General features: G+C 64.0%; 23 protein-coding genes. 12 read left to right on the forward strand and 11 right to left on the reverse strand.

Annotated elements, in window-relative coordinates; all coding sequences use genetic code 11:
- Positions 1-128 precede the first annotated feature (128 nt).
- The 5 genes from rluB to ACIP1G_RS11645 form a co-directional block, all read right to left on the reverse strand.
- Entirely contained in the window at positions 129-1,196 is a 1,068-nt protein-coding gene (gene rluB, locus ACIP1G_RS11625) for a 23S rRNA pseudouridine(2605) synthase RluB (RefSeq protein WP_400736780.1), read from the reverse strand.
- Positions 1,197-1,506: 310 nt separating this feature from the next.
- On the reverse strand, positions 1,507-2,277 hold the full coding sequence (scpB, locus tag ACIP1G_RS11630) for an SMC-Scp complex subunit ScpB (protein ID WP_400736782.1): 771 nt from the start codon (positions 2,275-2,277) through the stop codon (positions 1,507-1,509).
- Entirely contained in the window at positions 2,264-2,989 is a 726-nt protein-coding gene (locus ACIP1G_RS11635; protein WP_400737102.1) for a segregation and condensation protein A, read from the reverse strand. Before ACIP1G_RS11635 ends, scpB begins: the two co-directional genes overlap by 14 nt.
- Positions 2,990-3,114: 125 nt before the next feature.
- Positions 3,115-3,744, reverse strand: coding sequence for an L-threonylcarbamoyladenylate synthase (locus ACIP1G_RS11640; RefSeq protein ID WP_400736784.1), 630 nt, complete (start codon positions 3,742-3,744; stop codon positions 3,115-3,117).
- Between the two features lie 13 nt (positions 3,745-3,757).
- Positions 3,758-4,618 carry a PHP domain-containing protein gene (locus ACIP1G_RS11645; protein ID WP_400736786.1) on the reverse strand — a complete coding sequence of 287 codons (861 nt, stop codon included), beginning with the start codon at positions 4,616-4,618 and terminating at the stop codon, positions 3,758-3,760.
- A 67-nt stretch (positions 4,619-4,685) separates the two neighbouring features.
- Here ACIP1G_RS11645 and ACIP1G_RS11650 point away from each other — a divergent pair, with 67 nt between their 5' ends.
- The 5 genes from ACIP1G_RS11650 (at position 4,686) to ACIP1G_RS11670 (ending at position 8,363) form a co-directional block, all read left to right on the forward strand.
- A complete protein-coding gene (locus ACIP1G_RS11650; RefSeq protein WP_400736788.1) occupies positions 4,686-5,279 on the forward strand; it encodes a septation protein A in 594 nt (197 codons plus the stop codon).
- Between the two features lies 1 nt (position 5,280).
- Complete coding sequence (locus tag ACIP1G_RS11655; RefSeq protein WP_400736790.1) at positions 5,281-5,580, forward strand: YciI family protein; 300 nt, start codon at positions 5,281-5,283, stop codon at positions 5,578-5,580.
- Between the two features lie 188 nt (positions 5,581-5,768).
- Entirely contained in the window at positions 5,769-6,446 is a 678-nt protein-coding gene (locus ACIP1G_RS11660) for a response regulator transcription factor (protein ID WP_400736792.1), read from the forward strand.
- A gap of 101 nt (positions 6,447-6,547) precedes the next feature.
- Positions 6,548-6,964 (forward strand): Spy/CpxP family protein refolding chaperone, encoded by a 417-nt coding sequence (locus tag ACIP1G_RS11665; protein ID WP_400736795.1) that lies wholly within the window; start codon positions 6,548-6,550, stop codon positions 6,962-6,964.
- 58 nt (positions 6,965-7,022) lie between these two features.
- Positions 7,023-8,363 (forward strand): sensor histidine kinase, encoded by a 1,341-nt coding sequence (locus ACIP1G_RS11670; protein WP_400736797.1) that lies wholly within the window; start codon positions 7,023-7,025, stop codon positions 8,361-8,363.
- A 150-nt stretch (positions 8,364-8,513) separates the two neighbouring features.
- Here ACIP1G_RS11670 and ACIP1G_RS11675 read toward each other — a convergent pair whose 3' ends face one another.
- Positions 8,514-9,071, reverse strand: coding sequence for an NAD(P)H nitroreductase (locus ACIP1G_RS11675; RefSeq protein ID WP_400736799.1), 558 nt, complete (start codon positions 9,069-9,071; stop codon positions 8,514-8,516).
- Between the two features lie 102 nt (positions 9,072-9,173).
- On the opposite strand from ACIP1G_RS11675, the gene ACIP1G_RS11680 reads away from it, so the two are divergent.
- Complete coding sequence (locus ACIP1G_RS11680) at positions 9,174-10,628, forward strand: TrkH family potassium uptake protein (RefSeq protein WP_400736802.1); 1,455 nt, start codon at positions 9,174-9,176, stop codon at positions 10,626-10,628.
- Here ACIP1G_RS11680 and ACIP1G_RS11685 read toward each other — a convergent pair.
- Positions 10,585-11,646, reverse strand: coding sequence for an AraC family transcriptional regulator (locus tag ACIP1G_RS11685; RefSeq protein ID WP_400736805.1), 1,062 nt, complete (start codon positions 11,644-11,646; stop codon positions 10,585-10,587). The two genes, ACIP1G_RS11680 and ACIP1G_RS11685, sit on opposite strands and share 44 nt — an antisense overlap.
- A gap of 152 nt (positions 11,647-11,798) precedes the next feature.
- Between ACIP1G_RS11685 and ACIP1G_RS11690 the strand changes: the two genes are divergently transcribed.
- Positions 11,799-12,110: an Mpo1-like protein gene (locus ACIP1G_RS11690; protein WP_400736808.1), complete on the forward strand. Its 312-nt coding sequence runs from the start codon at positions 11,799-11,801 to the stop codon at positions 12,108-12,110.
- A 40-nt stretch (positions 12,111-12,150) separates the two neighbouring features.
- Here ACIP1G_RS11690 and ACIP1G_RS11695 read toward each other — a convergent pair whose 3' ends face one another.
- Positions 12,151-12,963 carry a UDP-2,3-diacylglucosamine diphosphatase gene (locus ACIP1G_RS11695; RefSeq protein WP_400736811.1) on the reverse strand — a complete coding sequence of 271 codons (813 nt, stop codon included), beginning with the start codon at positions 12,961-12,963 and terminating at the stop codon, positions 12,151-12,153.
- 127 nt (positions 12,964-13,090) lie between these two features.
- Between ACIP1G_RS11695 and ACIP1G_RS11700 the strand changes: the two genes are divergently transcribed.
- Together ACIP1G_RS11700 and ACIP1G_RS11705 are read left to right on the forward strand one after the other, a co-directional pair.
- A complete protein-coding gene (locus tag ACIP1G_RS11700) occupies positions 13,091-13,858 on the forward strand; it encodes an AraC family transcriptional regulator (protein ID WP_400736814.1) in 768 nt (255 codons plus the stop codon).
- Between the two features lie 204 nt (positions 13,859-14,062).
- Positions 14,063-14,953 carry a DMT family transporter gene (locus ACIP1G_RS11705; protein WP_400736817.1) on the forward strand — a complete coding sequence of 297 codons (891 nt, stop codon included), beginning with the start codon at positions 14,063-14,065 and terminating at the stop codon, positions 14,951-14,953.
- A 1-nt stretch (position 14,954) separates the two neighbouring features.
- On the opposite strand, the gene ACIP1G_RS11710 is transcribed toward ACIP1G_RS11705, so the two are convergent.
- A complete protein-coding gene (locus ACIP1G_RS11710) occupies positions 14,955-15,236 on the reverse strand; it encodes a SelT/SelW/SelH family protein (RefSeq protein ID WP_172285757.1) in 282 nt (93 codons plus the stop codon).
- Positions 15,237-15,303: 67 nt separating this feature from the next.
- Here ACIP1G_RS11710 and ACIP1G_RS11715 point away from each other — a divergent pair, with 67 nt between their 5' ends.
- Positions 15,304-17,490: a patatin-like phospholipase family protein gene (locus ACIP1G_RS11715; protein WP_400736820.1), complete on the forward strand. Its 2,187-nt coding sequence runs from the start codon at positions 15,304-15,306 to the stop codon at positions 17,488-17,490.
- A 116-nt stretch (positions 17,491-17,606) separates the two neighbouring features.
- Here the strand turns inward: ACIP1G_RS11715 and ACIP1G_RS11720 are convergent, their stop codons facing one another.
- Positions 17,607-18,044: a MarR family transcriptional regulator gene (locus tag ACIP1G_RS11720; protein ID WP_400736823.1), complete on the reverse strand. Its 438-nt coding sequence runs from the start codon at positions 18,042-18,044 to the stop codon at positions 17,607-17,609.
- A gap of 150 nt (positions 18,045-18,194) precedes the next feature.
- Positions 18,195-20,342: a DNA helicase RecQ gene (gene recQ / locus ACIP1G_RS11725; RefSeq protein ID WP_400736825.1), complete on the reverse strand. Its 2,148-nt coding sequence runs from the start codon at positions 20,340-20,342 to the stop codon at positions 18,195-18,197.
- Between the two features lie 244 nt (positions 20,343-20,586).
- Here recQ and ACIP1G_RS11730 point away from each other — a divergent pair, with 244 nt between their 5' ends.
- Positions 20,587-21,174, forward strand: coding sequence for a YecA family protein (locus ACIP1G_RS11730; RefSeq protein WP_400736827.1), 588 nt, complete (start codon positions 20,587-20,589; stop codon positions 21,172-21,174).
- 7 nt (positions 21,175-21,181) lie between these two features.
- Entirely contained in the window at positions 21,182-21,547 is a 366-nt protein-coding gene (locus tag ACIP1G_RS11735) for a YbaN family protein (RefSeq protein WP_400736830.1), read from the forward strand.
- Positions 21,548-21,673: the final 126 nt, after the last annotated feature.

Here is a 21,673-nt window from a genome sequence, read left to right on the forward strand (position 1 = left end):
CGCATAAAAAATCCGATGCTCGTTTCCAAGCATCGGATTTTGCGGCCTATGGGCTAAAGGTCAATGCGTCAGTCTTAACTGACTGGCATTAGCCCGAAGGCTGGTTTCCTGATCACCACAAAGGCCAATCAGCCACGCGGCTTGCCGCGACCACGGCCTGCCGGCTTGTCACCTTCAGGCTTGCCTGGGCGCTTGCGAATCTCGCTCGGGCGCTCGGCCACGGCGCTGCCGCGGCTGCCCTTGCGTGGGGCCTCTTCACGCGGCTGACGCGCAGGGCGTTCACCGGTAGCAGCACCCTCATGCGCCGGGCGCAGGTTGCGCACGCGCTCGCCACGGCCCATCGGGCGGGACGATTTGCGCTGCATGCGCTCCATCTTGTCCTTGGCCTTGAGGTTCAAGGTTGGCAGCGCAACCGGCTGCAGGCCCACTTCGGCGGCCAGGATGTCGATTTCACCCTGGGTCATTTCACGCCAGCGGCCCATCGGCAGGTCGGAGTTGAGGAACACCGGGCCGAAACGCACGCGCTTCAGGCGGCTGACCACCATGCCCTGGGACTCCCACAGGCGACGTACCTCACGGTTACGGCCTTCCATCACCACGCAGTGGTACCAGTGGTTGAAGCCTTCGCCACCCGGTGCCTTCTGGATGTCGGTGAACTTGGCCGGGCCGTCTTCCAGCATTACGCCGGCCTTCAGGCGCTCGATCATCTCGTCGTCGACTTCACCACGCACACGTACCGCGTACTCACGGTCCATCTCGTACGACGGGTGCATCAGGCGGTTGGCCAGTTCACCGTCGGTGGTGAACAGCAGCAGGCCGGTGGTGTTGATGTCGAGGCGGCCGATGTTGATCCAGCGGCCTTCTTTCGGCCGTGGCAGGCGGTCGAACACGGTCGGGCGGCCTTCCGGGTCGTCACGGGTGCAGATTTCGCCATCGGGCTTGTTGTACATGATCACCCGGCGGGTGGCCTCGGCGGCCTCTTCGCGCTTGATCAGCTTGCCGTCTACGGCAATGGCGTCGTGCAGGTCGACGCGCTGGCCGAGGGTGGCCTCGACGCCGTTGACCTTGATGCGGCCCTGGCTGATCCAGGCTTCGACGTCACGGCGTGAACCCACGCCAATGCGCGCCAGCACTTTCTGCAGCTTTTCGCCGGCCGGCGGGGTGATTTCGGTATCTTGCAGGTCTTGCTCACTCATCTGGGCACCTCCCGGTGTAGGAATGAAATAGGTTTTCTGGCGACGGAAGCGCCAAAAGGCCGCGCATCATACGCGGTTCGGCTGTAGAACGCACTGGAGCGTAGAGGGTTTTATGGGCATTGGCAGGGGTTTCTGCCTAATGGTGGTGTGTGGGCATTGCCGGCCCTTTCGCGGGTGAACCCGCTCCTACAAGGGACCGCGCCGCCCTCAGGGCATGTGATATCCAGGAACCGCACCGCCCTCAGGGCATGTGATATCCAGTGTAGGAGCGGGTTTACCCGCGAATAGGCCGGTGCAGGCAACAGAAGAATCAGGGCTGCAACTTGCCCTCTTCTTCCACCGAGGCCACAGGCTCCTCTTCCCGCAAATCTTCAAAATCAGTCTTCAGCCCTTCTTCCATCTGGTCCAGCTCCACCAGCAAGCTACGGAAGCTGGTCACCTCCTTCGGCTCGCCCACCTCCTCCTCTTCGCCAAGGCTGGCATCAGCCAAGGCCTGCAAGTGCGCCGGCACCGGCGCATCGTCCGGGTCAAGCAGCGGCTCTGGCTCGATCAGGCGCAGTTCGGCCAACGCCGGCAGCTCGTCCAGGCTCTTGAGGTTGAAATGGTCGAGAAACGCCTTGGTAGTGGCGAACATCGCCGGCCGCCCGGGTACTTCGCGGTAGCCGACCACGCGTATCCACTCGCGCTCCATCATGGTCTTGATGATGTTGCTGTTCACCGCCACACCCCGCACATCCTCAATCTCGCCACGGGTAATCGGCTGGCGGTAGGCGATCAGGGCCAGGGTTTCGAGCAGTGCACGCGAGTAACGCTGCGGGCGCTCTTCCCACAGGCGCCCAACCCAGGGTGCATAGGCCTCGCGGATCTGCAGGCGGTAGCCGCTGGCCACCTCCTTGAGCTCGAAGGCGCGGCCATTGCACGACTCGCCCAGCACCTCCAGGGCCTGCTTGAACACCTTGGGCTCAGGGCGCTCGGCCTCTTCGAACAGCTCGTACAGGCGCTCCAGGGATTGCGGCTTGCCCGAAGCCAGCAAAAAGGCTTCGATCAGCGACGCCAGGTCGCGGGGGTCATTCAGGTTCATCAGGTTCTTCAACAAGCGCCGGGCGAAGCCGCACGTGGATGGCGGCGAAAGGTTCATTCTGCACCAGTTCGATCAGCGATTCCTTCACCAGCTCAAGAATCGCCATGAAGGTCACCACCACACCCAGCTTGCCCTCCTCGGCGCCGAACAGCTCGACGAATGGCACAAACCCACCGCCTTTCAGGCGCTCCAGCACCTGGCTCATGCGCTCGCGGGTGGACAGGGTCTCGCGGGTGATCTGGTGGCTTTCGAACAGGTCATTGCGGCGCATTACCTCGGCCATGGACATCAGCAGCTCTTCCAGGCTGACCTGCGGCAACAGCTTGCGCACCTTGGCCTGCGGCGCCTCCAGGCGTGGCACCACAACCTCGCGACCTACCCGTGGCAACGCGTCGATGCCTTCGGCGGCGGCCTTGAAGCGCTCGTATTCCTGCAGCCGGCGGATCAGTTCGGCGCGCGGGTCGCCCTCTTCTTCCTCGACCTCAGCCGAGCGCGGCAGCAGCATGCGCGACTTGATCTCGGCAAGCATCGCGGCCATCACCAGGTATTCGGCGGCCAGTTCCAGGCGCACGCTCTTCATCAGCTCCACGTAACCCATGTACTGACGGGTGATTTCCGCCACAGGGATATCGAGGATGTCGATGTTCTGCTTGCGGATCAGGTACAGCAACAGGTCCAGCGGGCCTTCGAATGCCTCAAGGATAACTTCCAGGGCATCCGGCGGGATGTACAGGTCCAGCGGCATTTCGGTCAGGGCTTCGCCGTAGACCAGGGCCAGTTGCAGTTGCTGAGGCGCCTCGACCGGCTCGGCGGGCGCTTCGGGTATATCCAGCTGGCTCACGCGCCGACCAGAAACGGGGTAGGGTCGCCGCAGCCTTCGCGTATCAGGGCAGGTTCGTCGCCGGTCAAGTCGATGATGGTCGAGGCCTTGAGGTCGCCGTAGCCACCATCGATGATCAGGTCGACATGGTGCTCCAGCCGCTGACGTATCTCGTAGGGGTCGGTCATCGGCTCTACTTCAGGTGGCAAGATCAGGCTCACGCTCATCAACGGCTCACCCAGTTCTTCCAGCAGCGCCAGCACGATCGGGTTGGACGGCACACGCAAGCCTATGGTCCGCCGCTTCTCGTGCATCAGCAGCCGTGGGACTTCGCGGGTGGCGTTGAGAATGAAGGTGTAGGGCCCTGGGATATGTGCCTTGAGCAGGCGGAAGGTCGAGGTATCGATCTTGGCGAACAGGCCCATCTGCGACAGGTCGCAGCACAACAGGGTGAAATTGTGTTGCTTGTCGAGCTTGCGCAAGGTGCGCACACGCTCGATCGCGCCCTTGTCACCAATCTGGCAACCCAGCGCATACGCCGAGTCGGTCGGATACACCACCACGCCACCCTTGCGGATGATCTCGACGGCCTGTTTTATCAGGCGCGCCTGCGGGTTTTCCGCATGAATCTGGAAAAATTGGCTCACGTAGTCGTCCTGTTCATACCGCCAAAGGCTGTTCATGGCTGAATCGGCGCCACAGAGGTGGCAGGTCCTCGGGCAATGGCCGGTAGGCACCGATCTCGCCCCAGGTGCCGGGGCCGTGGAAGTCACTGCCAGCGCTTGCCAGCAGGCCGAACTCTCGGGTAAGGATGGACATCGTGCCCACCTGCTCGGCCGGCATCATCCCGTTGACCACTTCAAGCGCCTGCCCGCCTGCCTGAATATAGTCGGCAATCAGCCTTCTGCGCTTGCTGCGGGTCAGGTCGTAATGCATCGGATGCGCAAGGCTTACCCAAGCGTTGGACTGGCGCAGGGTGGCAACGGTTTCGTCGAGGGTGGGCCAGTGCTGTTTGACGTCGCCCAGCTTGCCGGCGCCCAACCACTTGCGAAACGCTTCGCCGCGGTCCTTGACGTGCCCGGCACGCACCAGGTATTCGGCGAAATGCGGGCGCGCCGGGGCGTTGCCGCTGTCGCCCAGCTCTTGCTGTACGGTGCGGGCGCCTTCGAGCGTACCGGGCATGCCCTTGGCCGCCAGCCGTTTATCGATTTCTTCGGCGCGCAGCCAGCGGCCGTGGTGCAACGCTTCGATCGCCGCCAGCAGGGGCGGTGCGTCGAGCGGGAAGTCATAGCCCAGCACGTGGATGGTCGCGCCACCCCAGGTGCACGACAGCTCTACCCCGCTGACCCAGCGCATACCCCGCTCAACGCAGGCCTGGCGCGCTTCGGGCAGGCCTTCGATGGTGTCATGGTCGGTCAGTGCCAGCGTTTGCACCCCGTGCTCGTGGGCCCGGGCAACCAGTACCGAGGGCGCAAGGGCGCCGTCGGAGGCCGTGCTGTGACAGTGCAGATCAACATTCATGGAGGAGCGCTTTCGCTGGAATCGATGTTTGTTATTATGCCGTCACATCCCGATTCTGGCTGCCATTGTGAAACAATTCATCGATTTCATCCCGCTGCTGCTGTTCTTCATCGTCTACAAGCTCGACCCGCGCCCCATGGAAGTCGCCGGCAACAGCTTCGAATTCGGCGGCATCTACAGCGCCACGGCCATGCTGATCATCAGCTCGCTGGTGGTGTACGGCGCGCTGTTCCTGCGCCAGCGCAAGCTGGAAAAGGGCCAGTGGCTTACCCTGGTGGCCTGCCTGGTGTTCGGCGGCCTGACCCTGACCTTCCATAGCGAAACCTTCCTCAAGTGGAAGGCGCCGGTGGTGAACTGGCTGTTCGCCCTGGGCTTCGCCGGCAGCCACTTCATCGGCGACCGGGTGCTGATCAAGCGCATCATGGGCCACGCCCTGAGCCTGCCCGATGCCATCTGGGCCCGCCTGAACGTGGCCTGGATCGCGTTCTTCCTGTTCTGCGGCGCGGCCAACCTGTTCGTCGCCTTCACCTTCCAGGACTTCTGGGTGGACTTCAAGGTGTTCGGCAGCCTGGGCATGACCGTGATCTTCCTGGTGGCGCAAGGCGTGTACCTGTCGCGCCACCTGCACGACGACCCCTCTACCTCCAAACCCAAGGATTGACATGCTCTACGCCATTATTGCCAGCGACGTCGCAAACTCCCTGGAAAAGCGCCTGGCTGCCCGCCCGGCGCACATCGAACGCCTGCAACAGCTGAAGGCCGAAGGCCGCGTGGTGCTGGCCGGCCCACACCCGGCCATCGACAGCAACGACCCGGGCGCAGCGGGTTTCAGCGGCAGCCTGATCGTTGCCGAGTTCGAGTCGCTGGCTGCGGCGCAGGCCTGGGCCGATGCCGACCCGTATGTTGCCGCCGGCGTGTACGACAAGGTTGTGGTCAAGCCGTTCAAGCAAGTGCTGCCTTGATTTGAGACCGCATCGCCTGCTTCGCGGGTAAACCCGCTCCTACAAGGATCGCACTGGTCCCTGTAGGAGCGGGTTTACCCGCGAAGAAGGCCACGCAGTACCAGCAGTTATACTCAGGCCATCAGTCTGCGGTATCTTTGCCACTGGCGGGCCGAATAGCCGCCGTCAATGGTTGAATTGAGTGAGTCATGAGCGAGCTGTTACTGATTGATGATGACCAGGAACTGTGCGAGCTGCTCGGCAGCTGGCTGACCCAGGAAGGGTTTACCGTGCGTGCTTGCCACGATGGCCAGAGCGCGCGTCAGGCCTTGGCCGAGCATGCCCCCGCTGCCGTGGTACTGGATGTGATGCTGCCCGACGGCAGTGGCCTGGAACTGCTCAAGCAGTTGCGCAGCGAGCATGCCGAGCTGCCGGTGCTGATGCTGTCGGCCCGCGGCGAGCCGCTGGACCGCATTCTTGGCCTGGAACTGGGCGCCGACGACTACCTGGCCAAACCTTGCGACCCGCGTGAGCTCACCGCCCGCCTGCGTGCAGTACTGCGCCGCAGCCACCCGACTGCCACCACCAGCCAGGTGGAACTGGGTGACCTGGTCTACAGCCCGGCGCGTGGCGTGGCCAGCATCGATGGCCGCGAAATGACCCTGACCCTGTCCGAAAGCCGCATCCTCGAGGCCTTGCTACGCCAGCCCGGCGAACCGCTGGACAAACAGGAACTGGCGCAGATCGGCCTGGGCCGCAAGCTGACCCTGTACGACCGCAGCCTGGACATGCATGTCAGCAACCTGCGCAAGAAGATCGGCCCGCACGCCGATGGCCGGCCACGCATCGTCGCGCTGCGCAGCCGCGGTTATTACTACTGCCTCTGACCATCTTTACCGAGCCTTTACCATCCGCTGACTGCGCTTGACGGTGATCTCCCTAGACTGTGCTCATCCGGTAACCACCGGCCTATGAAAGGAGAGACACCATGCGCAAGACCCTTATCGCCCTGATGTTCGCCGCCGCTCTGCCGACCGTGGCCATGGCCATGCCTGACGGCGGCCAGCGTCACGACGGCCCGCATCATCGCGGTGATGCGCCTTTCCACCAACTGGACCTGAGCCGCGACCAGCGCCAGCAGATCGGCAAGCTGATGGGCGAGCAGATGCAACAGCGCCGTGACATCACTGAGCGCTACCTGTCCAAGCTGCCAGCCGCCGACCAGAAGGCCATGAAGGACGAACTGCAGGCCAGCCGCACCAAGACCGACACCGCCGTGCGCAACCTGCTCAAGCCTGACCAGCAGAAGAAGTTCGACGAACTGCAAAAGGAACGCGCCGCCAAGAAAGCCGAGTGGCAGGAGTTCCAGGCCTGGAAAGCTGAAAAAGGCAACAAGGCCCAGTAAGCTGACTGCCCAACGCCCGGCCCGCCCAACCGCGAGCCGGGCTTTTTCTGTTTAGGAGGTGCACTTGCGTTCACTGTTCTGGCGCATCCTGGCCAGTTTCTGGTTGGCCATCACCCTGGTCGCAGGCCTGTCGATCCTGCTCGGCCACATGCTCAACCAGGACGCCTGGATCCTCAGCCGCCACCCGGGCCTGAATACCCTGGCCAGCAAGTGGGCAAAGCACTACGAACAGGAAGGCCTGGATGCGGCGCAGCACTTCCTGGAACGGCGCAAAGACCGCTACAAGATCGACGTGCAGGTGCTCGACGACAGTGGCGAGGCGGTGGTGCCTGGCACCTTCCCTCGCCGTGCGGCGGCCTTCGAGGCACGCCAGCACAATGACGAGCGGCGCCTGCCGTGGCGTCGGCTGACCGAGGAGTACACCAGCCCGGACACCGGCGAAACCTACCTGTTGATCTACCGTATCCCTCATCCCGCACTGGATGCCTGGCACCGCGAAAGCCTGCTTTGGCCGCTAAGTGCGCTAGGTATTGCGTTGGTGGTGCTGACCCTGTTCAGCCTGCTGGTGACACTGTCCATCACCCGCCCCCTAAGCCGCCTGCGCAGCGCCGTGCATGACCTGGGCCAGACCACCTACCAGCAGAACAGCCTGGCGCGGCTGGCGGCGCGGCGCGACGAGTTCGGCGTGCTGGCCAAGGACTTCAACAAGATGGGTTCGCGCCTGCAAAGCACCATCGGCAGCCAGCGCCAGCTGCTGCGCGATGTGTCCCATGAACTGCGCTCGCCGCTGGCCAGGCTGCGCATTGCCCTGGCCCTGGCCGAGCGCGCCGGGCCCGAGCAGCGCGAAACCCTGTGGCCACGCCTGACCCGCGAATGCGACCGCCTGGAAGCCCTGATCAGCGAAATCCTTACCCTGGCCCGAGTGGATGCCGAACAGGCCCATGCCGAGCCGGTCGACCTCAATGCCCTGCTTGGCAGCGTGCGCAAGGACGCCCTGCTCAGCGCGCCAGACCAGGACGTGCGCCTGGAGGCGCAGCCGGGGTTGACCTTGCAGGGTTGGCCAACGCTGATCGAGCGCGCCGTGGACAACCTGCTGCGCAACGCCCTGCGCTTCAACCCGGTGGGCCAACCCGTCGAGGTCAGCGCCGTGCGAGAGCAGGAACGTATCGTGATCAGCGTGCGTGACCATGGGCCGGGAGCAGCTGCGGAACACCTGGGGCAGTTGGGTGAGCCGTTCTTCCGCGCGCCGGGGCAAGAGGCACCGGGGCATGGGCTGGGGCTGGCGATTGCGCGCAAGGCGGCGGAGCGCCATGGCGGTAGCCTGGTGCTGGACAATCATCCGCAGGGTGGGTTTGTGGCGAGGCTGGAGTTGCCATTGGCTGAAGCGGCAGGCAGTTGATTTGATGTAAGGGCGCCTGGCCTCTTCGCGGGTGAACCCGCTCCTACACAGGGCAGCGCAGGATTCGGACCTTGCGCAGAACCTGTGTAGGAGCGGGTTTACCCGCGAAAGGGCCAGGTGCCCTGATACAGCAATCAGCCCAAAGCTGCGTTACTCGCCCCAACCACTGACGAAATCGGCAGTCTCCAGAATCGGCGCCGTACGCGGCTCGGTCAGCGGCGTGCCGACATACAGGTAGCCGATCAGCTCTTCGTTCTCAGCCAGCCCCAGTCCCTTGTGCACATGGGCATCAAAGGCCATGTCACCGGTGCGCCACACCGCACCGATCCCCTGCGCATGTGCAGCAATCAGAATGCCGTGCGCCGCACAACCCGCCGCCAGGCGCTGCTCGGACTTGGGTACCTTGAAGTGGTCCTGCAGCTTGGCCACCACCACGATCAGCAACGGCGCCCGCAGCGGCATGGCGCGGGCCTTGTCCAGTGCAGCCTGGCTGGCATCGCCCTTGTGCTGCAGCGCTTCGGCGAACAGCTCACCCAGTTTGTCGCGGCCCTGGCCTTCGATGGTCAGGAACCGCCAAGGCCGCAGCTGGCCATGGTCCGGGGCCCGCAAGGCGGCCTGGAACAACGCCTCGCGCTGGGCGGCATTAGGCGCCGGGTCGGTCAGGCGTGGCACGGAAACACGGTTGAGCAATGCGTCGAGAGCCTCCATCGGCTACCCTCCTGGCAGTTGAATGTGCCGCCATTCTAGCGTTTACATCACCAGACCCATAGGTAGAATGGCGCCCTTCCGTTTCGAGTCAGAGCAGATCACATGGCGTTGCCGACCTTAAGGATCATTGGTTTCATCATCGGCATCTTCCTGATTACCCTCGCCGTCGGCATGGCCGTGCCCATGGCGACCCTGGTGGTCTTCGAGCGCACCGGCGACATGCCGTCGTTCCTCTGGTCGAGCCTGATCACTTTCATCGCTGGCCTGGCCCTGGTGGTCCAGGGCCGCCCCGAACATGTGCACCTGCGCCCGCGTGACATGTACCTGCTGACGGTCAGCAGCTGGCTGGTGGTGTGCGTGTTCGCCGCCCTGCCGTTCCTGCTGACCCAGCACATCAGCTACACCGACGCCTTCTTCGAAAGCATGTCGGGCATCACCGCCACCGGTGCCACGGTGCTCAGCGGGCTCGATAACATGTCGCCGGGCATCCTGATGTGGCGCTCGATGCTGCACTGGCTCGGCGGTATCGGCTTTATCGCCATGGCGGTGGCGATCCTGCCGTTGCTGCGCATCGGCGGCATGCGCCTGTTCCAGACCGAATCGTCCGACCGCTCGGAAAAGGTCATGCCCCGCTCGCACATGGTCGCCAAGTCTATCGTGGGGGTTTACGTCGGTTTCTCGATACTCGGTTCGCTGGCATTCTGGTGGGCCGGCATGAGCCCGTTCGATGCCATCAACCACGCCATGTCGGCGATCTCTACTGGCGGCTTCTCGACGTCGGACCAGTCACTGGCCAAGTGGGACATCCCGGCCGTGCACTGGGTCGCGGTGGTGGTGATGATCCTCGGCAGCTTGCCCTTCACGCTGTACGTGGCGACCCTGCGCGGCAACCGCAAGGCGCTGATCCGTGACCAGCAGGTACAAGGGCTGCTGGGCATGCTGGTGGTGACCTGGCTGGTACTGGGCACCTGGTACTGGTACAGCACCAACCTGCACTGGCTGGACGCGCTGCGCCACGTGGCGCTGAACGTGACCTCGGTGGTCACCACCACCGGCTTCGCCCTGGGTGACTACAGCCTGTGGGGCAACTTCTCGCTGATGCTGTTCTTCTACCTGGGCTTCGTCGGTGGGTGCTCCGGTTCGACCGCAGGCGGCATCAAGATCTTCCGCTTCCAGGTGGCCTACATCCTGCTCAAGGCCAGCCTCAACCAGCTGATCCACCCGCGCGCGGTGATCAAGCAGAAGTACAACGGCCACCGCCTCGACGAAGAAATCGTGCGCTCGATCCTGACGTTCTCGTTCTTCTTCGCCATCACGATCTGCGTCATGGCACTGATGCTGTCATTGCTCGGGGTAGACTGGATGACCGCACTGACCGGCGCCGCCGGCACGGTTTCGGGTGTGGGCCCGGGGCTGGGTGAAGTGATCGGCCCTTCGGGCAACTACGCCACGCTGCCAGACGCGGCCAAGTGGATTCTCGCGGCGGGCATGCTGCTCGGCCGCCTGGAAATCATCACGGTGCTAGTGTTGTGCATGCCTGCGTTCTGGCGTCACTGAGCACATCGGCGTCGGTGCCCAGGCGGGCGCGATACTCGCTGGGCGTGGCATCGAACCATCGGCGGAAGGCCCGGAAGAAGTTGCTGGGGTCGGCAAAGCCCAACAGGTAGGCGGTTTCCAGCAGGGTCATGCCCGGCTGGGCCAGGTACTGTTCGGCCAGCTCGCGGCGGGTGTCGTCGAGCAAAGTCTGGAAGCTGGTGCCCTCCTCCTGCAGCCGCCGCTGCAAGGTGCGCTGCGACAAGTGCAGGGCCTGGGCCAGGGTTTCGCGCTTGGGCTCCCCTTGCGGCAAGATGCGGCACAGCACCTGGCGCACGCGGTGGGTGACCCGGCTTTCGGAAAAGCGTGCCAGGTACTCCCCGGCAAAACGGTCGTGCAGCACCGCCATGGCCTCGTTGGCCGTCGGCAGCGGTGCCTCCATGTCGGCCCGCTCGAACAGCAGCGCATCATGCGGCGCACCGAACACCAGCGGCGAATGGAAAGCGACCTTGTATGGCTCGATATTCTTTGGCTGCGGGCCCTGCACCAGTACCCGCCGCGGCTGCACCGGCCGCCCGCTCAGCCATTTGCACAGTGACAACGCGCAAGCCAGCGACGCTTCGGCGCTGTGCCGGGTTGGCGGCAGGTGATCGCCGTGCACGGTCAGAATCAGTGAATAGCCCTCGGGGCCAAGAACGAAGCTCAGGTCCGAGCTTTCGGCAATGATGCGCTGGTAACGCACCAAGCGCTCGAAGCCTTCTGCCAGGGTGCGGCTGGACATCAGCGCATAGCCCACCACATGGAACGACGCCGGGCGCACCACTCGCGCCATGTTCAGGCCAATGGCATCGTTGCCCGACAGCTCCACCGCCAGCTGCCAGAGCCGGGTCATGGAGTCTTGGGAGAAGCGCGCGTCAGGGTCGTCGAGGGCAGCGAAGTCCAGCCCCAGCTGCTTGAACATGGCCGGGCAATCGAGCCCCTCCAGTTCAAGCGCCTTCACAATCCCTGATGTCCAGCTGGCTGACGTGGTTCTTTCGCTCATGACAGGCTCTTATGCTGACCGCTCCTGCGGTGAACCCCAAGGATACTCATTTGGCGCCTATTGTCACTGGTAGGTCCTGCCAGTCACTCTAGACTGGAATCAGGCTCCACGCCGTACATCTTGTCCAGAAGTATCCACCTTGGAGCACTGCCATGAACCGCACAGCGCAGTTTCGCAGTTTTGCCGAGTTCTATCCTTACTACCTGGGGGAGCACAGCAACCCCACCTGCCGCCGGCTGCACTTTGTCGGCACCAGCCTGGTGATTGCCCTGCTGGCCTATACCCTCGGCAGTGGCAAATGGTGGCTGCTGCTGGCCGTGCCGTTGTTCGGTTACGGCTTTGCCTGGGTCGGGCATTTCTTTTTTGAAAAGAACCGGCCGGCGACCTTTACCTATCCGCTTTATAGCCTGATCGGGGATTTCGTGATGTTTCGCGATATCTTGCTGGGCAAGGTCAGGTTGTAGATCCGAGGGGGCTGCTTCGCAGCCCCATGGCCTTCACCCCCTACGCCGGTTCCCGCACCGCCGCCGCTGCCTGCGCTTCACGCGCCTGCGCCTCCGCCAGCCGATACAGCTCAATCGTGCCATCCCAATGCTCGATCAGCGCCGTGCACGACTCCACCCAATCCCCGCAATTGAGGTACTCCACCTCCCCCACCTTGCGGATCTCGGCATGGTGGATGTGCCCACACACCACCCCATGAAAGCCGCGCCGGGTGCACTCGTGGGCAATGGCATCCTCAAAGTCGCTGATGAAGTTAACCGCCCCCTTGACCTTGTGCTTGAGGTAGGCCGACAGCGACCAGTAGCCATAGCCGTAGCGGGCACGCCAGTGGTTCAGCCAGCGGTTGAGCACCAGGGTGAACTCATAGGCACGGTCCCCCAGGAACGCCAGCCAGCGATGGTAGCGGGTGATCACATCGAACTGGTCGCCATGGATCACCAGCAGGCGGCGGCCATCGGCAGTCAGGTGCTCGGCCTCGTCCACCAGCTGGATATTGCCCAGCATCAGCTTGGAGTAGCGGCGCAGGAATTCGTCATGGTTGCCGGTGACATAGATCACCTCGGTGCCACGCTTGCTCATGGTCAGCAGGCGGCGAATCACGTTGGTGTGGGCTTGCGGCCAGTAGATGCCGCCACGCAGCTTCCAGCCATCGATGATATCGCCCACCAGGTAGACGCGGTCGGCCTGGTAGCCCTTGAGGAACTGCGACAGGTGTTCGGCCTGGCAGTCACGGGTACCCAGGTGCACATCGGAGATCCACAGGGTACGCACGCGCTGCTTGCGCAAGGGACGGGACAGTTCGGCATGGGTCATGGGCAGGCTCCGGCGCAGTTTGCTGGAGACTGGCAGGCGTGGATGACAGCCCGGTGGCAAAACAGTGACGAGTGATGGGCTGCCAGGATTGAGGCACAATACCTGCCTGCCTCGCGAGGACCCTCCCATGACCGCCGGCCCGATCCTCTCGCTGCGCCACTACCGCGACAGCCTGATCGCCCACAGCCACGAACACCCGCAACTGGTGTTCGGCCTGCGCGGCCGCCTGGAGTTCGAGGTACAGGGGCATGGCGCCGGGGTCGATCGGCAAGGTCTGATCGTGGTGCCGGCCGGTGCTCACCACACTTGCGCCAGTGATGGCGGCAGCGATTGCCTGGTGCTGGATGTACCTGGGGAACACTGGTTGCGCGAGCAGCTGGGCGAGCATGCCGATGCCAGCCGCCGCCTGCTCGACCGCCCCGCCGCCCTGGGCCTGGATGACCGCCAGCAACAGCTGGTGGACTGGCTGGCGGCCAGCCCCATAAACGACCCACTGATTGCCCGGCAAGGCGCGGCGCTGCTGCTCGCCAGCCTCCACCCCACCGCAGCCGCCAGCGTCCACGCCAGCCAGCGCCTGCCCTATGCCGCGTTCGATGCGCATATCGAGCAACATGCCGCCTACCCGCTACAGGTCGCCGACCTGGCGCGCATTGCCGGGCTGTCCAACGCCCGGTTGCATGCGCGCTTTACTGCGGAATGCGGGATGACGCCGATGGACTACATTCGCCAGCGGCGCTTGCTCAAGGCACGGCGGCTGGTGGTGCAGAGCCTGCTGCCGATGGGTGAGATTGCCGCGCAGGTCGGGTACAGCTCGCAAAGTGCGTTTTCGGCGGCGATGTTGCGGGCGTTTGGTTGTACGCCTTTGGCTTTGCGGCGAGAGCCTGGCGACAATTGACAGCAGTCTTGCGACAGAATGCGTTTGCCTGAGGCTTTACACTTTGCCTGTGCCGGCCCTTTCGCGGGTGAACCCGCTCCTACAAAGAAAGCTGTTCGCCGTTAGACCGCCTACATCATTCAGGACCACTGCAATCAATGTAGGAGCGGGTTTACCCGCGAAAGGGCCGGTACAGTCAGTAAAGATCTCGAGCAAGGACCCATCATGAACCACCGCACCGCCCTCGGCGCCCTGCACATTGGCGCACTGTTCTTCGGCCTGACCGGCGTCTTCGGCAAGCTGGCCGCCAGTGCCAGCCCGGCGATCATCGTGTTCGGCCGCGCCGCCTTCGCCGTCATCGCCTTGGCCCTGTTCGCCAGCGTTGCCGGCCCCGGCTGGCAACGCCTGAGCGGCCAGGACGTGCGCCGCCTACTGCTCGGCGGGGTGCTGCTGGCCGGCCACTGGGTCAGCTTCTTCATCGCCGTCAAGGTCGGCGGCGTCGCCATCGCCACCCTCGGCTTCGCCAGCTTCCCGGCCTTTACCGTAATCCTTGAAGGGCTGCTGTTCCGCGAACGCATCCGCCGCAACGAGGCCGTGCTGGTACTGTTGGTCAGCATCGGCCTGGTGCTGGTTACGCCGGCATTCGACCTGGCCAGCGAGGCCACCAGCGGCTTGCTTTGGGCACTGCTCTCGGGGCTGCTGTTCTCGCTGCTGTCACTCACCAACCGTGCCGGCTCCGGCCGCCTGCCGGCAGTACAGGCAGCACTGTGGCAGAACCTGGTGGTCGGCCTGTGCCTGTTACCGTTCGCCGCCCCTGGCCTGGCCGGCGTCGCGCCCATGGACTGGCTGTGGATCGCCCTGCTCGGCATCTTCTGCACCGGTGTAGCGCACAGCCTGTTCGTCGCCAGCCTGGCAGTGATCAAGGCGCGCACCGCCGCCGTGGTGTTCGCCATGGAGCCGGTCTACGGCATAGCCGTGGCCTGGGCGGTGTTCGCTGAAACCCCGACCCTGCGCATGCTGCTGGGTGGCGCGCTGATCATCTTCGCCATCGTGCTGTCCAGCCGCCTGGCCGCCGAGCAACCGCCCAAGCAGCGGCCACTGGCCGAGGGCGCCTGATTCAGCGGTCGTTGTGGCCAAGGTCACGCTGTGGGTCGATCTGGTCGCGCACCCGCTGCTTCAGCACCTTGGCCTCGGGGAAGCCAGCGTCGGCCTTGCGCTCCCAGATCTGCACGCCATTGCAGGTGATGCGGAAGATGCCACCGGTGCCTGGCTCCAGCGCTACCCGGCCAAGGTCGTCGGCAAAGGTGCTGAGCAGTTCCTGGGCCAGCCAGGCAGCACGCAGCAGCCACTGGCACTGCGTGCAATAAGTGATGACGATTTCCGGTTTGCTGTCGGCCATGGTGAAGCATCTCCAGGTAAGGGGCCGCTTATACTAGCGGTCTTTAGCCCACGGTTTGAGACTCACGATGCGCCGTTTGCTGTTCTGTTTTCTGCTCGCCCTTACCTCCCTCACGGCAATCGCCGCCGAACCGGCCAGGCCCAAGGTCGGGCTGGTGCTGTCTGGCGGCGCGGCCCGTGGCCTGGCCCACATCGGTGTGCTCAAGGCGCTGGAAGAACAGGGTGTGCGCATCGACGCTATTGCCGGCACCAGCATGGGCGCGGTGGTCGGCGGGCTGTACGCCTCGGGCTACAGTGTCGAAGAGCTGGAAAAGCTTGCCACCACCCTCGACTGGCAGCAGGCGCTGTCCGATGCGCCGCCGCGCAAGGACGTGCCGTTCCGGCGCAAGCAGGATGACCGCGACTTCCTGGTCAAGCAGAAACTCAGCTTTCGCGACGACGGCAGCCTGGGCTTGCCGCTGGGGGTGATCCAGGGCCAGAACCTGGCACTGCTGTTGGAAAGCAAACTGGCGCACACCGCCGACACCCGCGACTTCGACAAGCTGCCCATCCCCTTCCGCGCCGTGGCCACCGACATCGCCAGTGGCGAAAAGGTGGTGTTCCGCCGTGGCCACCTGCCCCAGGTAATCCGCGCCAGCATGTCGATCCCTGCAGTGTTTGCCCCGGTGGAACTGGACGGCCGTCTGCTGGTGGACGGCGGCATGGTCGACAACATCCCGGTGGACGTGGCCCGCGAAATGGGCGTGGACCTGGCCATCGTGGTCGACATCGGCACCCCTCTGCGTGACCGCAAGCAACTGGCCACGGTGGTCGATGTGCTCAACCAGTCGATCACCCTGATGACCCGGCGCAATTCAGAAGAACAATTGGCCAGCCTGCACCGCGATGACATCCTTATCCAACCGCCACTGAACGCCTTTGGCGTGACTGATTTTGGCCGTGCCCAGGAAATGATCGATGCCGGCTACCGCGCCACCCGCCTGCTCGACCCGCGCCTGGCTAGCCTGCGCCAGACCGAAGGCGACAGCAGCCTGGCCGTGGCCCGCTCGCCGCGCCAGCGCACGCCGACGATCAGCGCAATCCGGATCGAGAACGACTCCAAGGTCAGCGACGATGTCATCCGCTCGTACATCCGCCAGCCGATCAATGCCCCGCTGGAGCTGGACCGCCTGCAGACCGACATGGGCACGCTGTACGGCCTGGACTACTTCGACCGGGTGCAGTACCGCGTGGTGCACAAGGGCGACGACAACACCCTGGTGATCAACGCCCGTGGCCGGCGCGGCGGCACCGACTACCTGCGCCTGGGCCTGAACCTGTCGGACGACCTTCGCGGTGACAGCGCTTTCAACCTGGGCGCCAGCTACCGGGTCAACGGCATCAACAGCCTGGGCGCCGAGTGGCTGACCCGGGGCCAGATCGGCGACCAGCAGGAGCTGTACAGCGAGTTCTATCAGCCGCTGGACGTGGGCTCGCGCTACTTCATCGCGCCGTACCTGGACTTCAGCTCGCAGAACATCGAAGCCACCCTGGACAACGACCCGGTCGCCGAGTACCGCCTGGAGCGTTACGGCTTTGGCCTGAACGTGGGCCGGCAGATCGGCACCAACGGTGAAGTGCGCCTGGGTGTGGGCAAGGCCTGGGGCGAGGCCGAGGTGCGTATTGGCGACCAGGACCTGCCCAAGGTCAGTTTCAATGAAGGCTTCTACGAGCTGAAGTACTCGTTCGACACCCTCGACAACGTGTACTTCCCACACCGTGGCGAGGACATTGGCCTGACCTTGCGCAAATACGACAAGTCGCTGGATTCCGACCAGGATTACCGGCAATGGATGTTCGGCCTGGACAAGGCCCTCAGCAGCGGGCCGAACACCTTCGTGCTGGGTGGGCGCTACGGGCGCACGCTGGACGATACCGAAGTGGTGACGTCAAGCTTCGTGCTGGGTGGGGCGCGGGAACTGTCCGGCTTCCGCCAGGACTCGGTGTCTGGGCAGAACGTGAGCCTGATGCGTGTGGTCTACTACCGCCGGTTGACGCCACGGGCGTATGTGCCGCTGGACTTCCCGCTGTACATCGGCGGCTCGCTGGAGCGTGGGCGGGCGTGGAACAACGACAACGAGTTCGACAGTGGCTATATCAATGCGGCGAGCATCTTCCTCGGGCTGGAGACGCCGCTGGGGCCGCTGAACCTGAGCTATGGCGCCAACAGTGCGCATGAGCAGGCGGTGTACCTGAACCTGGGGCATACCTTCTAGATTGCCGGGGCTGCTTTGCAGCCCATCGCGACACAAGGCCGCTCCTACAGGGGATCGCGTACTCCTGTAGGAGCGGCCTTGTGTCGCGATGGGCCGCAAAGCGGCCCCAATGGCCCTCAGGATTTTTCGAGGTTGGCCAGAATCTTGGCATGCACCCGCATGCACACCTGCAGGTCGGCTTCGTCCACCCCGGTAAACAGCTCGATGCGAAGTTGGTTGGCAATGGTCTCGATCTGCTCGATCAGCGGTTTGGCCGGCGGGCACAGCAAGATCTTCTTCGCCCGCCGGTCCTCCAGCACCGCCTGCCGCCGCACCAGGCCCTGCCCCTCCAGGCTATCGAGCAGGCGCGCCAGGGTCGGGCCTTCGACGCCCACGCTCTGGGCCAGCTCCCGCTGGGTGGGGGCTTCTTCGAAACGAGCCAGGTGCAGCAACACCAGCCAGCGCGCCTGGGACAGGTTGAGCCCGGCCAGGCGGCGATCCAGTTCGGCACGCCAACCCCGGGACATCTGGGCCAGCTGCATGCCGAAACGGTGTTGGTTGTCGGTCAGGGGCATAAGCAACTCATTGAATAGATCTAATTATTAGGCAGCTAACCATGCCCTGCCCCATGAGGCAAGGCTCGGGCAGCGTTGAGCATTCGATAATCGTCAAAAAGCATGACAAAGGTCAGCAGATGGCGCTTCTGCCTTTGATTCTGCCGGTGATCACAACTCGAATTCGGCAGCCAACGCTGCACGGATGCAATACAGCACGCCCTCAGGTACGCGAGCGCCAAACAGCGGTGCAATCGCGGACACAGGCGGCAGCTCGCCTTCACCGTCGAGGAAGGCATCCTGTACCTCCATCATCAGATCTTCCGGCAGGTCGAGGGCCTGGTCCAGGCTCAGTTCCTGGCGGCCCAGCGCCTCGGCCAGCAGGCTGTACACGTTCTTTTCACTGCAATTGAGCTGCCCGGCGATCTGCGCCGGGGTCATGCCGGCGCGGGCCAGGCTGACCAGCTCATGGCGCAGGTCCAGCACCACTTTCGGCGCCTCGTCGGTACCGCCACTGTTGTTGAGCACTTCGAGGAATGCCTGGCCATAGCGCTCCAGCTTGCGCGCGCCCACGCCGCTGACCTGGGCCATGTCGCTGAGGCTGACCGGCTGGCTGCGCAGCATTTCCAGCAGGGTCGAGTCGGGGAAGATGACATAGGGTGGCACGCTGTGTTCCTCGGCCAGCTTGCGCCGCAGGGTGCGCAACGCTTCCCACAGCTCGCGCTCTTCGGCACGCACCAGCTGGCTGGCCGGGCTGCCGCCGCTGGTCGACGAGGTCCTGGCAGTGGTTTGCGGCTTGAGATCGCGGCGCAGCTGCAAGGTCACCTCGCCACGCAGTAACGGCCGGCAGCTGTCGGACAGGCGCAGGCCGCCGTAGCCTTCCAAGTCGATGTCGACCAGGCCGCGCGCCACCAGCTGGCGGAACAGCGAACGCCACTCGACCTCGGCCAGGCCCTTGCCAACGCCAAAGACCGAAAGCTTCTCGTGGCCGAAATTGCGCGCCTTCTCGGTGTCCTTGCCCAGCAGCACATCGACCAGGTGGCCAACGCCATAGCGCTGACCTGTGCGGAACACCGCCGACAGTGCCTGGCGAGCCGGCTCGGTGGCGTCCCAGGTCTGGATGTTGTCGACGCAGTTATCGCAGTGCCCGCAGGGTTGTTCGAGGGTTTCGTCGAAATAGGCCAGCAACGACTGGCGGCGGCAACGGGTTTCTTCGCATAGCGCCAGCATGGCGTCGAGCTTGTGTTGCTCGATGCGCTTGTGGCGCTCGTCCCCTTCGGAGTTCTGCAGCATCTGCTTGAGCATTACCATGTCCTGCAGGCCGTAGGCCATCCAGGCATCGGACGGCAAGCCATCACGGCCGGCACGGCCGGTTTCCTGGTAATAGGCCTCAAGCGACTTGGGCAGGTCGAGGTGGGCGACGAAGCGCACGTTGGGCTTGTCGATGCCCATGCCGAAGGCAATGGTGGCGACCATGATCAGCCCTTCCTCGTTGAGGAAGCGGTGCTGGTTGGCCGCGCGGGTCTCGGCAGCCAGGCCGGCATGGTACGGCAGCGCCGGGAAGCCCTGCTCGCAGAGGAATGCGGCGGTTTCGTCGACCTTTTTGCGCGACAGGCAGTAGACGATGCCGGCGTTGCCGCGGCGCTCGCCAAGGAAGGCCATCAGCTGCTTGCGTGGCGCCTCCTTGGGCACGATGCGGTAGAAGATATTGGGCCGGTCGAAGCTCGACAGGAAGCGCTCGGCGCCTTGCAGGTGCAGGCGCTGGACAATCTCTTCGCGGGTGCGCATGTCGGCGGTGGCGGTCAGCGCGATGCGCGGCACATGCGGGAACAGCTCGGCCAACTGGCCCAGTTGCAGGTATTCGGGGCGGAAATCGTGACCCCATTGCGACACGCAGTGTGCCTCGTCGATGGCGAACAGCGAGATGTCCAGGTCGCGCAGGAAGTCGAGCATGCGCGGTTGCACCAGGCGTTCCGGCGCCAGGTACAGCATCTTCACTTCACCACGGCGCAGGCGCCCGGCCAGGTCACGTTGCTGCTCTGCGGTCAGCGTGGAGTTCAGCGCGGCCGCTGCCACGCCCAGCTCGTCAAGGGTGGCGACCTGGTCGTCCATCAGCGCGATCAGTGGCGAGACCACCACGGTCAGGCCCGGGCGCAACAGCCCCGGCACCTGGAAACACAACGACTTGCCGCCACCGGTGGGCATCAGCACCAGGGCATCGCCGCCATTGGCCACGCATTCGATGATCGCTGCCTGGCGCCCGCGGAAACTGTCGTAGCCGAAGATGTCCTTGAGAACGCGCTGAGCCTGTTCGAGCATGTGCAACTCCAAATCGCCGTACCATCCTGGATACAGGCTGGACGAAAAACCCGCCCCGCACACGCCGAATGCGTAAGCGGTTTTTACCAGGCGCCCGGTAATGCCTGCGCCTGGATGAAAAACCGCGGAGTATACCGCAGCGTTGTGCTGCGCAGGGCAGCACGGCGATAGACGTTCCCTTTACCCCGGCGCCGCTGCAAGGTGCTAGAATTCGTTATCGTTTATTCTCCAAGGTAGCCCTGTAATGTCCTTCGCCGAGCAACTGACCCGCCTGCAAGCCTTCCTCGACGCCGACGAGCTGCACGAAGAGGCGTTGGACTATGTCGCCGCCCACGGCTACCTCACCGCCCTGTCGATCAACGCCGAAGAAGTGCCCGAGCGCGAATGGATCGACGCCCTGTTCGCCGAGGAGCCGCACTACGCCAGCGACGCCCAGCGCACTGAAATCGAAGCCACCCTGGTGGCACTCAAGGCGCACATTGCTCGCCAACTGGCCAGCGAAGAAGAATTCGACCTGCCTTGCGACCTCGACCTGACCGAAGAACCAGACGATTCCGACCTGCGCGGCTGGTGCATCGGCTTCATGGAAGGCGTTTTCCTGCGTGAAGAAGCCTGGTTCGACCGCGACGAAGAAGAAGTCAGCGAGATGCTGCTGCCGATCATGGTGGGTTCGGGCCTGTTCGACGAGCAGCCAGAGTTCGCCGACATCGCCAGCAACGCCAACCTGCAGGACGACATGATCGTGCAGATCCCCGAAGCGCTGACCGCGCTGTTCCTGCTGCTGCACGCCCCTGACGAAAAACCGGCGCTGCTCAAGCCACGCCACCACTGATTCGCCTGTGCGCTACCTGCTGCTGGCCACCGGCTGGCTCAGCGTCGCGCTGGGGGTGTTGGGGATATTCCTGCCGGTACTGCCCACCACCCCGTTCCTGCTATTGGCGGCGGCCTGCTTTGCCCGCAGCTCGCCGCGCTTTCACCACTGGCTGGTCCATCACCCCAAACTGGGGCCCTGGATCCGCGACTACCTCAGTGGTGAAGGCATCCCTCTCAAGGGCAAGGTCTATGCCATCGGCCTGATGTGGGCCAGCATTGGCTTGTCGTGCTACCTGGTACCGCTGTTCTGGGCGCGCACCTTCATGTTGTCCAGCGCCGTGCTGGTAAGCCTGTATATCCTCAGGCAAAAAACCCTGCAAAAGCCCAAGTGACAATATTTTGTCGCCAAATATCAATTTCGCCTAAGCGCAATTTTCGTTATCAGCATTGGTTCTGAAGGCCCGCGAAGCCTCGTATTCATTGGCTTGCATCGAGTTTGAAGCGCACATTCCCTGAAC

It is taken from the genome of Pseudomonas sp. NPDC089392 (assembly GCF_044749595.1).
Lineage (GTDB): Bacteria > Pseudomonadota > Gammaproteobacteria > Pseudomonadales > Pseudomonadaceae > Aquipseudomonas.